The sequence below is a fragment of the Streptomyces sp. NPDC000941 genome (assembly GCF_053599555.1).
The window spans coordinates 1-14,679 of record NZ_JBSFMM010000135.1; the positions used below are offsets into that span (position 1 = coordinate 1).

Consider the following 14,679-nt stretch of genomic DNA (forward strand, 5'->3'; position numbering starts at 1 on the left):
TAGAAGCCCTGGTCCTCCTTGGTGAAGGCGAGGTTGAGGGTGAACTCGGTTTGCTGGCCGGCCTCCACCTCCAGGGAGCTCCACTTCTGCGAGGAGCGGGCCAGGGACCAGCGCTCGCCACCGTTGATCGAGGTCAGGTCCACACCAGGGAAGCCGCCGATCCTGCACGAGCTGGTGCCCTTGTTCATCAGGACGATGGTGGCGGTCGTCGCACCCCCGTCCCCGCTCCGCTCCGGGAGCGCGTCCTCACCCGTGGCGAAAGCGGCCTCCAGGTTCTCGGTACGGCAGCGCTCAGCACCCGCATGCGCACTGCCACCGCCCTCCTTGCCCTTGTCGTCCGAACCCTGCGCACCACCGGAGGAACCCGTCGAGCCGCTGGACCCGGCCGAGGCCTTGTCCTGGCCCGCGGCCTTGTCGTCGTTGTTGCAGGCCGTCAGGGACAGGGCGGCGGCTGCGGTCAGGACCGCGGCGGCAACGCGGAAGGTACGACGGCGGGCGGTGCGGGCAGTGGCGTTGGAGCGCATTTCGGGTCCCCCTGGGAGGTTGGTGTCGTCGTCTGCTCGGTACGACAACAACTCTGACCGGCGCCACTACCGCAACACTGCCGCCCCACTAACGTCCGGCTAACACGACCGTGACCAGGGAAAGGACTCGTCTCGCGGCATTCGGCTCACGCGGGCGCGGCTTTCGTGTCGGACCCTCCGGGTCCAAAGCGCCAGCAGGGGGAAGGAAGGGGGGCGGCTTGCCCGGTGTCCCACCCCCTCGGCCCGGCGGGCGGCTGGGCTCAGGACAGGCTCCGCTGCGCTCCGCCGCAGCTGCTGCCGCGCGGTGGCCAAGCCGATCAGTTGGCCCTCCCCCCCCCACCTGCTCTTAAAAAGATGCTTGCTTTATATCAAGTACCGCATCAAGCAATGATTTAAGAGCAGGTGGGGGGAGAGCCCAACCGGACCGGCACCCACCGCTCCGGACGACCCGCCACCGTTCCGCCGCCCCACCGTTCCACCGCCCCGCCGACCGGTGGCGACCGGTGACGATCCGTTGGGCTGGACGGCGACGATGCCTCCGGCGCCCCTCCCCTTCCCGCTGCTGGCCGCTCTGCGCCGAAGGCGCGAGACGATGCCCGCACTCGGCGGACGGCCATACCGTCCAGCGGCGCGGCGGGCGCGGAAACGGATCCGTCCCCGCTGGATGCGCCGCGCGCCTCAGCTGGCGTTGATCAGGTCCAGTACCTCGGACGTGGGCCGGACATCGCCGAACGACCGATAGATGGTGTAGAGAGTGGCGTTGTGGTCTTGATCCCGGCGGGCCGCGTTCGCGTCGGCGATCATGATGACCCGGAAGCCGAGGGTGCTGGCATCGCGCGCGGATGACTCGCAGCAGACGTTGGTGACGGTGCCGGTGATCAGGACGGTGTCGATCCGGCGGTCTTTCAACAGCTCCGGCAGGGGACAGCATCCCGGGAAGAACGCGCTGGCTGCGGATTTCTCCACCAGGAGATCACCGGGTCGCACGGTGAAGTCCTGCCACAGACGCCCGGCCGGCGGCCCGGTGCCTCCGGAGGTGCGGTACGTCTCGGCGACCTCGGGGCCGAAGAACTCCTCGGCCACCGCGGACCGTTCGCGCACTGCCGGCAGGACCCAGGCGACGGTGCCGCCGGCCGTGCGAAGGGCGTCGGCGAGGCGGGTGATGTTGGGGACGATGCCGCGGCAGTAGGGATTCTGCGAGACGAAGAACGGCACCATGTCGACGACGACAAGCGCGGTGCGGGCCGGGTCCAGGTGGGTGAAGGCGAAGCGACGGCCACGGCGCTGCTCGTGCCGGGCGTACTCGCGGCTCTCGATCCGCCACGCGTGCCGTTGCGCCTCGTTAGCCCCGCCAGTTACCGATGCCATCCCACGCGACCTCCAGCTCGCGCGCGCGAACCCCACCGAGCTCGGCGGCGACCACCCTATGCACATCGCGCATCTTCTGCATGCCGTTCATCCGGTCGAGTTCGGCACCGATCTCCCGGGTCCGCGGGTCCTTCCCTTTCATGCTCAGGAAGCCCCGTGTGCTGGCGATCACGGCGAGCTCGTCCAGGAGTTGATCGGTGCGGGTGTCCTCGTCGACCGGGGAAGCGGCGGCGGAGCGGAGGGGCATATACGTGGGTCCGGACCGCGATCGGCGACCGCGTAGGGCGGCGAAGAAGCCGCCCAGCACGATGAGAGCAACAACCACGCCGATCAGTACCGCCGGCTCCATACCGTCTCCTTTCTCAGGGCCGATGGCGCCGGACGCTAGTGGGGGCCGTCGGGGACCGGTCCCCGACAGGCCGTGAGCGACAGGCCGTGCGCGTCAGGCCGTGCGCATCAGGCCGTGAGCGTCCGCCCGTGGGCGTCGCCCTCCACCGCGTCGACGTAGGCGCGGGCGACATCCGCCGCCGGGGTGCCCATGGAGGGGTCCATGTCCAGGGCGACAAGGGTTTCGCGGACCCAGCCGGGGCTGACCACGTTCAGGCGGATGCCGCGCGGCATCTCCGTGGCGGCGGCGTACACGAACGCCTCCAGGCCCGTGTTGACCAGGTGGCCGAGCGAGCTGCCGGGGATGGGTTCGGTGAAGCGTCCGCTGGTGAGCGTGATGGAGCCGCCGTCGCGGAGGTGGGCGAGTGCTCGCCGCACGAGGTTCACCTGTCCGATCAGCTTGCCGTCGAGCCCGCTCCAGAACCTTCCGTCCGACGGTGCGTCCAGCGGGGTGAGGGCCCCGCTCGCGGCGCAGCACACCACCGCGTCGAGGTGGTCGTCCCCGATGCCCGCGAACAGGGCGTCGATCGATGCGGTGTCCGCCATGTCCACCCGTACCGGGCCTCGGCGTGAGGCGCACAGCACCTCATGGCGCTCCGCCAACACGTCGGCGACCGCGCTGCCGATGGTTCCCGTCGCACCGATCACAAGAATCTTCACTGAACTGTCCCGTCCGTTCCGCTGACGCTGGTCCTACTCAGGCTGCGGCGGGCGGCGGGCCGTACCCAGTCCCCTGCCGGGGATACACCCGTGGTGACTACACCTGGCAGGTGCAGGCACCGCGGGCGCGCGTCCACGAGACTGGGACGTATGGACACGCGTGAGGAGCTGGGGGAGTTCCTGCGGTCGCGGCGGGCGCGGCTGCGGCCCGAGGACGCGGGGCTTCCGTCGTACGGGGGACGGCGCCGGGTGCCGGGGCTGCGGCGGGAGGAGCTGGCGCAGCTCGCGGGGGTGAGCGCGGGCTACTACACACGGCTCGAACAGGGGCAGAGCCCCAACGCCTCGGACGCCGTGCTGGACGCCGTCGCCCGTGTGCTGCGGCTGGACGAGGCCGAGCGGGCCCATCTGTACTCGCTGGCCCGGCCGAAGCCGAGGGCCCGCCGCCGGGCGGCCAGGCCGGAGCAGGTGCGGCCGGGGGTGCGCGTGATGATCGAGTCGTTCGGGGATGTACCCGCGCTGGTCATGGGGCGCTTCTGCGATGTGCTCGCATGGAACCGGATGGCCCATGCCCTGATGGCCGGACACCTCGACTTCGACGCGCCGAACCGCCCGGCCGAGCGCCCCAACGTCGCCCGCCTGCTGTTCCTCGACCCCCATACGCGCGAGCTGTATGCCGACTGGCTCCGCAAGGCCCGCTCCACCGTCGCCGATCTGCGGTTGATCGCCGGGCGTTACCCGGGCGACCCCGCGCTGACCGGCCTGATCGGCGAACTGACGGTGGAGAGCCCGGAGTTCGCCAAGCTTTGGGCCGCGCATACGGTGGGCGACTGCGGCACCGCCGCTCGCACCTACCGCCACCCCGTGGTGGGCACCATGACGCTGATGTGCGAGTTGCTGGCGCTCCCGGAGGACGAGGGGCAGCGGGTGGCCGTGATGAACGCCGAGCCGGGGTCGCCGTCCGAGGAGGCCTTGCGGCTCCTCGCCGATCTGACCGCCGTGTCCCCGGACACGTTCTAGACAGGCCCGTGCAACAACCGCCTGCCAGAATCGGGCGGTGTCGGTGTACGCAAAACACACCGCGGACGATGGAGGAGCCCCGTGCCGCTGACCTCGGAACCATTGCGCAAGCTGGGCTTCTTGACCATCGGGCTGTTCGACGAGGCCGACCCCCGCCGGGGCCATGAGTCGACCCTCCAGATCATCGAACTGGGCGAGCGGCTGGGTTTCGACAGCGCCTGGGTGCGCCACCGCCATCTGCAGTACGGCATCTCCTCCCCCGTCGCCGTCCTGGCCGCGGTCTCGCAGCGCACCAGCCGCATCGAGCTGGGCACAGCGGTCATCCCGCTGGGCTGGGAGAATCCGCTGCGCCTCGCCGAGGACCTGGCGACGGTCGACATCCTGTCCGGCGGCCGCCTCAACCCGGGGATCAGCGTCGGCCCGCCGATGCACTACGAGCGGGTCAAGGACGCGCTCTACCCCGACACCGCCGACGCCGAGGACTTCAGCTTCGAGCGCGTACGGCGGCTGCTGGACCTCGTACGGGGCGAACCGGCCACCGACTTCAGCGGCACCGAGGGCTTTGAGTCCTTTTCTGATCGCGTCCAGCCGCACTCCCCCGGCCTGGGCCGTCGCCTCTGGTACGGCGGCGGCAGTCTGCGGTCGGCTCAGTGGGCCGGTGAGCACGGGATGAACTTCCTGACCAGCAGCGTCGTCAAGGCGGAGGGGTCGGGGGAGCCCGAGGATTTCGCCGAGATCCAGCTCTCGCACATCCGGACCTTCCGCGCCCACCACCCCGACGGCGACCGCGCCCGCGTCTCCCAGGGGCTGGTCGTGATCCCGACCGACAGCGCCACGCCGGAGCAGCGGGCCAAGTACGAGGCGTACGCCCGTGAGCGCATGCCTCGTACGGCCACCCCGCAGGGGCCGGGCCGCCTGATGTTCGCGCCGGACCTCGTTGGAACGTCCAGCGAGATCGCCGAACGGCTCTACGCCCACGCCGCCTTCCGGGAGATCGACGAGGTCGCGTTCGCGCTGCCGTTCACCTTTGAGCACGAGGACTACGTCCAGATCCTCACCGACATCGCCACCAGGCTGGGCCCGGCACTGGGCTGGCGAGCGGCCGCCTAGGCCTTCGATGGCATCACGTGGCGTCACGTGGCATCGGATGGCGCGGCTTGGCGCCATCAGGCATCACCTGGCACCACTTGGTGTCGCGCGGTGCCATCCGGCGCCATTCCAGGCTTCTAAATGGGTGCGAGCACGCGTGGCGCCACGATGACCCAGGCCGACTCCTGCATGTTTTCGCAGGTCAGTGCGGCCATCGTTGAGTTCACCCTCATGGGGCGCCGCCAGGGCTTGCACATGGCGCCATAGTGATGCCATGATGACGTCATGGACCTCACCCCGTATGTCGACAACCTCCGCCGTGAACTCGCGGTGGCCGCCGAAGCCGGCGGGGACGACGCCCGCGAGCTGGCCGAACGGCTCACCGCTCCCCTGGAGTCGGCAACCCGGCTGACCATGCTCAACGTGCTCTCCGCCGCGATGGACGAGATCACCCGCGAACTCGCCCCCGGCTCCGTCGACCTACGGCTGCGCGGACTCGACCCCGACTTCGTCGTGACACCACCGCCCACCGACAGCGGCACCCCGATGGAGCCGGCCGCGCCCGTCGAACCCCTCAGGCCCCCGGCCCCCGCCGAGGGCGACGAGGGCGGCACCGCCCGCGTCAACCTGCGCCTGCCCGCCCACCTCAAGACCCGCGCCGAGGAAGCAGCCACCCGCGAGGGCCTGTCGGTCAACGCCTGGCTCGTACGCGCCGTCTCAGCCGCGGTCGAGGGCGGCACCGCACCACGTACGGCACAGAAGCCCCAGAGCCTCGGACAGAGCTTCACCGGCTGGGTGCGCTGACCACACCCTGCCCGCACCCGCACCACCTCACTCACGCCACTTCATCCACACCGCGTCCCACCTGCGAGGACGCCCCCAGGACTCAAGAGGACGGTACAGCCATGCCTTCTTTCGACACTCCCGACGCGATCTCCGTCACCGCCCACGTGGAGGCCGGTTCCATCCAGTTCATCGCCGCCGACCGCCCCGAGACCGTCGTCGAGGTCCGGCCCCGCGACCCCAAGCAGGACCGGGACGTACGGGCCGCCGAACAGGCCCAGATCACCTACGCCAGCGGCACCCTGACCCTCCGGACCCCCAAGGCACGCAACACGCTCCGCCGCCCCGGCATCGTCGACGTCACCGTCGAACTGCCCACCGGCTCCCGCGTCGACATGACCGGCGCCTGGACCCAGGTGTTCGGCGACGGCCAACTCGGCGAGGTCCGGGTCAAGACCTCGGCCGGCGACGTCCGCCTCGGAGCCACCGGCCCGCTCCAGCTGACCGCCTCCCACGGCTCGATCACCGTGGACCGCATCCAGGGCACCGCCGAGATCACCACCAGCTCCGGCAGCCTGCGCGTCGGCACCATCGACGGCTCCGCCGTCCTGAAGAACTCCCACGGCACCACCACCATCGGCGCCGCAACCGGCGACCTGCGGGTCAGCGGCTCCCACGGCGACATCAGCATCGACCGCGCCGAGAGCTCGGTGACCGCCACCACCGCCCACGGCACCCTGCGCGTTGCCGAAGTCGCCCGCGGCACCGTCCAGCTGGAAACCTCCTACGGCTCCATCGAGGTCGGCATCCGCCAGGGCACCGCCGCCTGGCTCGACGCCAACTCCGGCTCCGGCCAGGTCCGCAACACCCTCACCACCTCCGAAAGCCCCGAAAACACCCAGGACACCGTCGAGGTCCGCGCCCGTACCCGCCACGGCAACATCGACATCCGCCGCGCCCAGGCCTGACCCCAGCAGAACCACACTCACACCCCCACCCCCACCCACTTCATCCTTCTCATGGGAGGGACCTATGCCTTCTTCTGTCATGCCCACGTCCAAGCGCGGCGACGGTACGCAGCCGCCGGCCGCCATCTCCACCGTCGGCCTGCGCAAGTCGTACGGCGACAAGACCGTCCTCGACGGCATCGATCTGCACATCCCGGCCGGCTCGGTGTTCGCGCTGCTCGGCCCGAACGGCGCCGGCAAGACCACCGCCGTGAAGATCCTGTCCACGCTCATCAGCGCCGACGGCGGCCAGGCCCAGGTCGCGGGCCACGACATCGCCACCTCACCGGACGGGGTGCGTGCCGCGATCGGGGTCACCGGGCAGTTCTCCGCCGTCGACGGGCTGATCACCGGCGAGGAGAACATGCTCCTCATGGCCGACCTGCACCACCTCTCCAAACACGAAGGACGACGCGTCACGGCCGAGTTGCTGGAGCGCTTCGACCTCACCGACGCCGCGAGAAAGCCCGCCTCCACCTACTCCGGCGGCATGAAACGCCGCCTCGACATCGCCATGACCCTGGTCGGCAACCCGCGCATCATCTTCCTCGACGAACCCACCACCGGCCTCGACCCACGCTCACGGCACAACATGTGGCAGATCATCCGCGAACTCGTCACCGGCGGCGTCACCGTCTTCCTCACCACCCAATACCTCGACGAAGCCGACGAACTCGCCGACCGCATCGCCCTGCTCAACAACGGCAAAATCGCCGCCGAAGGCACCGCCGACGAACTGAAGCGACTGATCCCCGGCGGACACATACAACTCCGCTTCACCGACCCGGCCGCCTACCAGAACGCCGCCACCACACTGCGCGAGGCCACCCGCGACGACGAGGCCCTGGCGCTGCAGATCCCCAGCGACGGCAGCCAACGCGAACTGCGCTCCATCCTCGACTGGCTCGACACCGCCGGCATCGAAGCAGACGAACTCACCGTCCACACCCCCGACCTCGACGACGTCTTCTTCGCCCTCACTGACAGCGCCGACGTCCCCAACCAGCCCAAGGAGAACGCCCGATGAGCTCCCTCGCCCTCACCGTCCGCGACTCCACCATCATGCTGCGCCGCAACCTCCTGCACGCGCGCCGCTACCCGTCGCTGACCCTGAACCTGCTGCTCACCCCGGTCATGCTGCTCCTGCTGTTCGTCTACATCTTCGGCGACACCATGAGCGCGGGCATCAGCGGCGGCGATCGCTCCGACTACATCGCCTACCTCGTCCCGGGCCTGCTGTTGATGACCATCGGCAGCACCACCATCGGCACTGCGGTCTCTGTCTCCATGGATATGACCGAGGGCATCATCGCCCGCTTCCGCACCATGAACATCCACCGCGGCTCCATCCTCATCGGACACGTCATCGGCAGCGTGCTGCAGGCCATCATCAGCGTCGCCCTCGTCGGCGCCGTCGGCGTGGCCATCGGCTTCCGCTCCACCGACGCCACCGCCCTGGAATGGATCGCCGCCTTCGGACTCCTCGCGCTCTTCGCCCTGGCACTGACCTGGATCGCGGTCGGGATGGGCATGGTCAGCCCCAGCGCCGAGGCCGCCAGCAACAACGCCATGCCGCTGATCTTCCTGCCGCTGATCTCCAGCACCTTCGTCCCGGTCGACGCCATGCCCGGCTGGTTCCAGCCCATCGCCGAATACCAGCCCTTCACCCCGACCATCGAGACCATCCGCGGACTGCTCCTCGGCACCGACATCGGCAACAACTGGTGGATCAGCATCGCCTGGTGCCTCGGCCTGACAGTCCTCGGCTACCGCTGGTCCAAGGCAGTCTTCAACCGCGACCCGAAGTAACCACCCGAACCGCATCCCGCCAGAAGGACGGCGTACCCCGACACCACGTCGGCGTACGCCGCCCCGTCGGCGTTCAGGACGAAACGGCCCCGGCCGGCGGCTCGTCCACGAGCGCGAAGGCCTCGACCTCCAGCACCAGTTCGGGCCGGAACAGCGCCGCGACCTGGACGGCCGTGCTGGCGGGCGGGTGGGTCATGTCCACGTACTCGTCGCGTACGGACCGGACCGCGGGCAGGTGGGCCACGTCGGTGACGAAGTAGGTGAGCTTGATGACGTCGTCGAAGGTCGCGCCCGCCGCTGCCAGGCAGCGGCGCAGGTTCTCGAAGACCTGCCGGGCCTGCGCGGCGGGATCGCCCGCGCCGACGAGCTCGCCCTGCGCGTCGAGCGCGATCTGTCCGGACACCGCGACCATACGGCCGGAGCCCATGACGACGTTGGTGTAACCCGCCCCCGGAGCGACGCCCTCCGGGGCCGGTATGTGCGTGAGCCGCTTCTTCTTCATGGCGGCATCCTCACCTCTGAAAGCCCGCCCCACCATCACTTTTCCTGCGGCGGGCGCGGACGCAGGGCAGGCGGGCAGCCGAGTACGGCTCAGGAAGCCGGGGCGCCCGCCTCACCGTCGCTTTGGGCGCGGCGGGCGCGCAGCGCCTCGGGGAAGAGGGTCCAGCCGTCGATCTCCTGTCCCGACTTCGTGCCGGGCTGCCAGCCCTGGGCGAGGGCCGCATCGAGGAAGGCGCGGGCCACGCCCGGCTCATGGAGGTTCAGCCAGCCGCGGTCGCGGTCGCCGATCGTGCTCGTGGGGCCGATGGCCGGGGGCTGGTGGAAGGTGAGCAGCAGGCGGCCGCTGCTGCCGTCCAGGCGGAGGGACAAGGTCTCCAGGCAGGTCGTGAAGTCCGGCTGCTTGCCGCCCTTGTGGACGTGGCCCACCGACCACAGATAGGTGTCGTCGCCGACGACGAGCCGCCGGGTGCTGCGGGAACGGGCCATGGCGACACGCTACTCGGCCTGCCCGCTCAGGTCCTCAGGCTTTCGCACCGTCCCGTCGGTGCACCTGGAACGGCGCGAAGCTCTGGGCTACAGGCATCAGCTCGATGGTGTTGATGTTGACGTGCGCCGGCTGCGAGGCCGCCCAGTGCACGGACTCGGCGATGTCGTCGGCGCCGAGTGGCCGCATACCGGCGTAGACGGCGTCGGCCTTCCCCTGGTCGCCCTGGAACCGCACGGTGGAGAACTCGGTTCCGCCGCACATCCCGGGTTCGACACAGGTGACGCGAACGCCTGCGCCCCGACCAACTGGCCGCCTCCCTGCGGCCGATGACGGCGGCCGGCAGCCCGAGCGCCCGCCGGGCGGCCGCGTCGCTGCTGAGCCGTACCGGCTGGGAACCGGAGCCGCGGCAGCTGCTCTTCGCCGGAAGCGGCAGACAGGCGATCGCCGCCGCCATCGCCGCCCTCGTACCGCCCGGTGAGCGCCTCGGTGTCGAGACGCTCACCTACCCGCTGGTCAAGGGCATCGCGGCACGTCTCGGCGTCACGCTGGTCCCGCTGGCGATGGACGACGCCGGGCTGCTCCCGGCCGCACTCGCCGCCGCGCCCCCGCTGCGCGCGATCTATCTGCAGCCGACATTGCACAACCCGCTGGGCATCACCATGACCGACGAACGGCGCACCGAACTCGCGGCGATACTGGACCAGAGGGACATGTACGCGATCGAGGACGGCATCTACGGCTTCCTGCGCCCCGATCAGCCGCCCCTGGCCGCTCTCGCGCCCGAACGCGCCATCATGGTCGACAGCCTGTCCAAGCGGCTGGCCCCGGGGCTCACGCTGGGTTTCCTGGTGGCGCCCGCGCGGCTCACGGCCAAGGTCGCCACCGCCCTCCGCTCGGGAACGTGGATGGCATCCCGCTTCGCACTCGACGCGGCGACGCAGTGGATGTCCGACGGCACCGCCGCCGAGATCGAGCGGACCAAGCGCCATGACGCGGCCGTCCGGCAGCGGATCGCCGCCGAACGGCTGGCCGGATTCAGTGTGCGCGCCGATCCATGCGCCTATCACTGCTGGTGGGAACTGCCGGAACCCTGGCGGGCCGAGACCTTTGTGGCCGCCGCCGCCCGGCGGGGCATCTCGGTCACGCCGGCCGGGGCGTTCGCCGTCGGTCCGGGCCACGCGCCCAACGCCGTACGGCTCGCGCTCTCCTCACCGCCCACGGACACCCTCGCCCACGCGCTCGGCGTGCTGGCGGAGTTGGCGAACGGCACCCCCGACGACGCGGGCCCGGATTGATGCAGGCCCGGACCTGACCGGGCCCCTGCAGACGTCACCCGGCCGTATGCGCGAGGACGGCGGCGGCCAGCTCCTCGTGCACCTCCGGCGGCAGCGTGTGGCCCATGCCCGCCACGATCATCAGCCGTGCCCCCGGGAGCCGCTCGGCGATGATCGCGCTGTGGCCCGGCTTGGCCGGCTCGTGGCTGCCCTCGATGACCAGTGTCGGCGCCTTCACCTGGTGCAACACGTCCACCGGCTCGAATTCCGGCTTGGCCATCGCGGCCAGCCGGTGGTTGGCCACCGCCGACAGGTCGCGGGCCCGGTCGTAGATCCGTTCCTGCAGCCGGCGCGCCGCGTCCTCGTCGAACGGCAGCCCGGTGCCGTGCAGCACCCGCTGCTCGGCGATCATGCCGTCGATCCGGGCGCGCCGGTCCTCCGGCGGCGGGGCGGCGATCAGCGCGCGGTAGAAGGCCGTGAACTCCGGCGCCGGCTCGGGCAGGCTTCCCTCGGGCTGCGGCTGCCCCATCAGGGCCCGTACGATCACCTGGCCCTCGCCGCCGCCGAGCGGCGAGGAGCCGATGACCGTCAGCGAGCGCACCCGCTCCGGCCGCTCCACCGCGACGAACTGGCCGAGCAGCCCGCCCGCCGAGTGGCAGACCAGATGGGCGCTCTCCAGGCCGTGGGCGTCCATTACGCGGTACACGTCGTTCTTGATGTCGTCCCAGGTGTACGGCTCCGCCGCGAAGTCGACGGTGTCCGACATACCGGTGTCACGGTGGTCGTACCGGATCACCCGACGGCCTCCGGCGGCAAGGCGGCCGACGAACTCGTCCGGCCACAGGACGCCCTGCGACATCGACCCCATGATCAACAGGATCGGCGTATCCGTCGCGGCACCGAACTCCTCACTCCAGATGTTTATTTCTCGCATGCCTCAGAGCATGTCCGCTTCCGCCACGGGCGCCTTCTGTAGAACTACTAGTCGCGCCAGCTCCGTACGGGAGCCGATGCCCAGCTTCGGATAGATCTTGTACAGGTGGTACTCGACGGTGCGCGGGCTCAGGAAGAGCTGGGCGGCGATCTGCCTGCTCGACAACCCGTCGGCGACCAGTCCTGCGATGCGCAGCTCCTGCGGGGTCAGCGCGTCGAGAACGGCGGAGGGCGGAGCCTGTCCGCTCTCCCCCGCCGCCCGCAGCTCACCCTGGGCGCGCCTCGCCCACGGCCGCGCGCCCGCCCGCTCGAACGTCTCCCACGCCATCCGCAGCAGCGCCCGCGCCTCGCCGGGCCGCTGCGCGCGGCGCAGCCGCTCACCCAGCAGCAGGGCCGTCCTGGCCGCCTCGAACGGGTTGGTGTGCAGCCGCAGCGCCTCGCCGAACGCCTCCTCGGACGCCTCCTCGGACGCTGCCTCGGACGACGTCTCGGACGCTGCCTCGGACGCCCCGACCAGGCCCCGGCAGCGGGCCAGCAGGGCGTGCGACTCGGGCGTGGCGGCGTGCGCCGACCACTGCTCGTACGCCTCAAGCGCCGCCCGCGCGGCCGCGTCTTCGCCCGCGCCCACGGCGGCCTCGACGCGATCCGGCGCCATCCGCCAGACCACGGTGGGATGCCCGGCGCCCGGTCCCGCCGCGGCGATGGCCGTGAAACGGTCATGCGCCGCCGCGTGGCGTCCCAGGCACAGGTCGAGCATCGCCGACGCGTAGGCGGCGACCCCCGCCCGCAGGCCCACCCGATGCGGTACGGCGATGGCCAGCGCTTCACGGGCCTGCCGTGCGCAGTCCTCCTCGTCGCCGCGCAGGGCCGCCAGCACCGCCAGGTTGGCCAGGTGCGCGGCCATCGTGTTCCGGTACCCGGCCTCGCGGGCCAGTTCCAGGCCCTCCTCGGAGACGGCCCGGCTGTTCGCCAGCCGCCCGGCGATGCGCTCGGCCGTCGCCACGAACTCCAGCACGACCGGCAGTTGCCCGGTCATCCCCGACACCCTGGCCACCCGTCCGGCCCGGTCGACCATCTCGGTCGCCACGTCCGACTCGCCCAGCCAGCTGGCCGCGGCCGTCGCCCACAGGTACTCCGACGCGTGCCTCAGCTCGCCGGCCCGCGCCAGCGCCCGCCGCAGCAGACCAGGACCGGTCTCGTCGCCGTCCAGCACCAGGCCGATCCCGGCCACCGTGTCCCGCAGAAACCCCTCGGGGTGCGCCGCCGCCCTCCGGCCCAGCTCGACGAGGGCCGCCGTGTCGCCGACATACGAGGCCGCCTCCGCCGCATCGGCCAGCATGTCGAGGCTGTCGCCCGCCGCCAGGATCCGTACGGCCTCGGCGGCGTTGCCGGAGTTCAGCTCGAACCGGCCGCGGAGCTGGGCGATCCGCATCGCGAGGTCGGCGTCCCCGCCGGCCAGGTCGCGGGCCTCGGCCAGCAGCGACTCCGCCTGCCCCGGGCGGCCGCCGAGCCAGGCCGCGACGGCGGCGTCCTTCAGCCGGGCGGCACGGGCGCGCGGCTCGGGAGTCAGCTCGGCGGCCCTGGCCAGGGCGGTGGCGGCGGCGCCGTAGCCCCCGCGGTCCCGCGCCCGCTCCGCGGCGGCCACCAGTTCGGCGGCGACCCGCTCGTCCTGGCCCATGGCGGCTCCGGCCAGGTGCCAGGCGCGGCTGTCCCCCTCGGTCAGCTCCGCGAGCATGGCATGCACCCGGCGGACGTCGGCGGGGGTGGCCGCCTCATGCACCGCCGACCTGACGAGTGGATGGCGAAAGTGCACGCGCGTGCCCGAGAGCCCGGCCAGCCCGGACTCCTCCAGCTCTGCCAGCGCCATCCGCCCAGCCCCAGCCTCAGCCCCTGCGCCTGCCCCTGCCCCCGTCCGGTCGGCGGTCAGCTGGTCGGTGGCGCGCAGCACCAGGCCGAGGTCGGCCGCCACAGCGGCGACCAGGGCGAGCAGCCGGGCGGCGGCGGACAACACCGCCACCTGCTCGCCGAAGAGCCGGGCGCCGCCGGGAAGCGGATCGGGCAGCGGTTCGCGGCCGGCGAGCTGCGCGGGTGTCAGGCGGGCGGCGATCTCGCCCAGGGCGAGCGGGTTCGCGCGGGTCAGCGTGGCGATTTCCTGGGCCACTCCGGGCGGCACACCGTGGCGGGACGCCAGCATCTCGACCGCCGCGGCCCTGGGCAGGCCGGGCACGTCCACCGTCAGCGGCACACCCCTGACCGGAGCGTCCCCGCGCACGGCGAACAGCATCGCGATCCGTTCCGTCCCCAGCCGCCTGGCGGCGAACAGCAGCGCGTCGGCCGAGGCCGGGTCGACCCACTGGAAGTCGTCGACCACGCAGATCAGCCCCTCCGGCGCGGAGGCCTCGGCCAGCAGCGAGAGCACGCCGGCGCCCAGCAGATACCGATCGCCGTCACCGCCCGCGGCAAGTCCCAGGGCCGCGCGCACGGCGTCGCACTGCGGTTCAGGCAGCGCGTCGAGTGAGCCCGTCACCGGCCACAGCACCTGGTGCAGCGCCGCGAACGCCAGGTCGGACTCGGGCTCGACGCCGGTGGTCCGCAGCACGCGCATCGAGCCGCAGCCGCCTCGCGCGGTCGCCGCTTCGAGCAGGGCGGTCTTGCCCGCGCCCGCCTCGCCCCGCAACACCACCGCACCGCCCGAGCCGTCGCGAGCCCGCGCGATCACCTGGTCGAGCGCGCTGATTTCCGCCGTTCTGCCGTAGAGCACGAGGCTCACTCTAAGAGCCGTGCTGTTCGCCACGAACCTCCGTCAGCGCTTGCCTCCGGGCCGGGCGGGCGTGTTGGGA

General features: G+C 71.5%; 16 protein-coding genes. 7 read left to right on the top strand and 9 right to left on the bottom strand.

Annotation, left to right across the window (positions count from 1 at the left end; translation table 11 throughout):
• The 4 genes from ACWDSL_RS34035 to ACWDSL_RS34050 all read right to left on the bottom strand — a co-directional run.
• A partial coding sequence (locus ACWDSL_RS34035) for a DUF4232 domain-containing protein (protein ID WP_450491811.1) occupies positions 1-524 on the bottom strand: 524 nt, incomplete at its 3' end.
• Between the two features lie 678 nt (positions 525-1,202).
• A complete protein-coding gene (locus tag ACWDSL_RS34040; protein ID WP_450491812.1) occupies positions 1,203-1,892 on the bottom strand; it encodes an isochorismatase family protein in 690 nt (229 codons plus the stop codon).
• Positions 1,867-2,241: a hypothetical protein gene (locus tag ACWDSL_RS34045; RefSeq protein ID WP_450491813.1), complete on the bottom strand. Its 375-nt coding sequence runs from the start codon at positions 2,239-2,241 to the stop codon at positions 1,867-1,869. Before ACWDSL_RS34045 ends, ACWDSL_RS34040 begins: the two co-directional genes overlap by 26 nt.
• A 107-nt stretch (positions 2,242-2,348) precedes the next feature.
• Positions 2,349-2,939, bottom strand: coding sequence for a short chain dehydrogenase (locus ACWDSL_RS34050; protein ID WP_450491814.1), 591 nt, complete (start codon positions 2,937-2,939; stop codon positions 2,349-2,351).
• Between the two features lie 150 nt (positions 2,940-3,089).
• Here ACWDSL_RS34050 and ACWDSL_RS34055 point away from each other — a divergent pair, with 150 nt between their 5' ends.
• From ACWDSL_RS34055 to ACWDSL_RS34080, 6 genes are all read left to right on the top strand, one after another.
• Positions 3,090-3,956 (top strand): helix-turn-helix transcriptional regulator, encoded by an 867-nt coding sequence (locus ACWDSL_RS34055; RefSeq protein ID WP_450491815.1) that lies wholly within the window; start codon positions 3,090-3,092, stop codon positions 3,954-3,956.
• A gap of 81 nt (positions 3,957-4,037) precedes the next feature.
• On the top strand, positions 4,038-5,066 hold the full coding sequence (locus tag ACWDSL_RS34060; protein ID WP_450491816.1) for an LLM class flavin-dependent oxidoreductase: 1,029 nt from the start codon (positions 4,038-4,040) through the stop codon (positions 5,064-5,066).
• Positions 5,067-5,330: 264 nt separating this feature from the next.
• Positions 5,331-5,849, top strand: coding sequence for a hypothetical protein (locus tag ACWDSL_RS34065; protein ID WP_450491817.1), 519 nt, complete (start codon positions 5,331-5,333; stop codon positions 5,847-5,849).
• A gap of 101 nt (positions 5,850-5,950) precedes the next feature.
• Positions 5,951-6,796, top strand: coding sequence for a DUF4097 family beta strand repeat-containing protein (locus ACWDSL_RS34070; RefSeq protein WP_450491818.1), 846 nt, complete (start codon positions 5,951-5,953; stop codon positions 6,794-6,796).
• A gap of 64 nt (positions 6,797-6,860) precedes the next feature.
• Positions 6,861-7,862: an ATP-binding cassette domain-containing protein gene (locus ACWDSL_RS34075; RefSeq protein WP_450491819.1), complete on the top strand. Its 1,002-nt coding sequence runs from the start codon at positions 6,861-6,863 to the stop codon at positions 7,860-7,862.
• Positions 7,859-8,644 (top strand): ABC transporter permease, encoded by a 786-nt coding sequence (locus ACWDSL_RS34080; protein WP_450491820.1) that lies wholly within the window; start codon positions 7,859-7,861, stop codon positions 8,642-8,644. Before ACWDSL_RS34075 ends, ACWDSL_RS34080 begins: the two co-directional genes overlap by 4 nt.
• A 73-nt stretch (positions 8,645-8,717) precedes the next feature.
• On the opposite strand, the gene ACWDSL_RS34085 is transcribed toward ACWDSL_RS34080, so the two are convergent.
• The 3 genes from ACWDSL_RS34085 to ACWDSL_RS34095 all read right to left on the bottom strand — a co-directional run bounded on the left by ACWDSL_RS34085 (position 8,718) and on the right by ACWDSL_RS34095 (position 9,893).
• Positions 8,718-9,146 carry a RidA family protein gene (locus ACWDSL_RS34085; RefSeq protein WP_450491821.1) on the bottom strand — a complete coding sequence of 143 codons (429 nt, stop codon included), beginning with the start codon at positions 9,144-9,146 and terminating at the stop codon, positions 8,718-8,720.
• An 89-nt stretch (positions 9,147-9,235) separates the two neighbouring features.
• Complete coding sequence (locus tag ACWDSL_RS34090; RefSeq protein ID WP_450491822.1) at positions 9,236-9,631, bottom strand: hypothetical protein; 396 nt, start codon at positions 9,629-9,631, stop codon at positions 9,236-9,238.
• A 34-nt stretch (positions 9,632-9,665) separates the two neighbouring features.
• Positions 9,666-9,893, bottom strand: coding sequence for a hypothetical protein (locus ACWDSL_RS34095; protein ID WP_450491823.1), 228 nt, complete (start codon positions 9,891-9,893; stop codon positions 9,666-9,668).
• 65 nt (positions 9,894-9,958) lie between these two features.
• Here ACWDSL_RS34095 and ACWDSL_RS34100 point away from each other — a divergent pair, with 65 nt between their 5' ends.
• Positions 9,959-10,927 (top strand): aminotransferase-like domain-containing protein, encoded by a 969-nt coding sequence (locus ACWDSL_RS34100; RefSeq protein ID WP_450491824.1) that lies wholly within the window; start codon positions 9,959-9,961, stop codon positions 10,925-10,927.
• 34 nt (positions 10,928-10,961) lie between these two features.
• On the opposite strand, the gene ACWDSL_RS34105 is transcribed toward ACWDSL_RS34100, so the two are convergent.
• Together ACWDSL_RS34105 and ACWDSL_RS34110 are read right to left on the bottom strand one after the other, a co-directional pair.
• Positions 10,962-11,840 carry an alpha/beta fold hydrolase gene (locus tag ACWDSL_RS34105; RefSeq protein WP_450491825.1) on the bottom strand — a complete coding sequence of 293 codons (879 nt, stop codon included), beginning with the start codon at positions 11,838-11,840 and terminating at the stop codon, positions 10,962-10,964.
• 3 nt (positions 11,841-11,843) lie between these two features.
• The gene (locus ACWDSL_RS34110) at positions 11,844-14,600 is read right to left on the bottom strand and encodes an AAA family ATPase (RefSeq protein WP_450491826.1); all 2,757 of its coding nucleotides are present in this window, start codon (positions 14,598-14,600) and stop codon (positions 11,844-11,846) included.
• Positions 14,601-14,679: the final 79 nt, after the last annotated feature.

Coding starts and splice junctions, on each gene's coding strand:
- ACWDSL_RS34040 (WP_450491812.1), bottom strand. CDS start 1,892: ATGGCATCGGTAACTGGCGGGGCTAACGAGGCGCAACGGCACGCGTGG.
- ACWDSL_RS34045 (WP_450491813.1), bottom strand. CDS start 2,241: ATGGAGCCGGCGGTACTGATCGGCGTGGTTGTTGCTCTCATCGTGCTG.
- ACWDSL_RS34055 (WP_450491815.1), top strand. CDS start 3,090: ATGGACACGCGTGAGGAGCTGGGGGAGTTCCTGCGGTCGCGGCGGGCG.
- ACWDSL_RS34065 (WP_450491817.1), top strand. CDS start 5,331: ATGGACCTCACCCCGTATGTCGACAACCTCCGCCGTGAACTCGCGGTG.
- ACWDSL_RS34070 (WP_450491818.1), top strand. CDS start 5,951: ATGCCTTCTTTCGACACTCCCGACGCGATCTCCGTCACCGCCCACGTG.
- ACWDSL_RS34075 (WP_450491819.1), top strand. CDS start 6,861: ATGCCTTCTTCTGTCATGCCCACGTCCAAGCGCGGCGACGGTACGCAG.
- ACWDSL_RS34080 (WP_450491820.1), top strand. CDS start 7,859: ATGAGCTCCCTCGCCCTCACCGTCCGCGACTCCACCATCATGCTGCGC.
- ACWDSL_RS34085 (WP_450491821.1), bottom strand. CDS start 9,146: ATGAAGAAGAAGCGGCTCACGCACATACCGGCCCCGGAGGGCGTCGCT.
- ACWDSL_RS34090 (WP_450491822.1), bottom strand. CDS start 9,631: ATGGCCCGTTCCCGCAGCACCCGGCGGCTCGTCGTCGGCGACGACACC.
- ACWDSL_RS34095 (WP_450491823.1), bottom strand. CDS start 9,893: ATGTGCGGCGGAACCGAGTTCTCCACCGTGCGGTTCCAGGGCGACCAG.
- ACWDSL_RS34100 (WP_450491824.1), top strand. CDS start 9,959: ATGACGGCGGCCGGCAGCCCGAGCGCCCGCCGGGCGGCCGCGTCGCTG.
- ACWDSL_RS34105 (WP_450491825.1), bottom strand. CDS start 11,840: ATGCGAGAAATAAACATCTGGAGTGAGGAGTTCGGTGCCGCGACGGAT.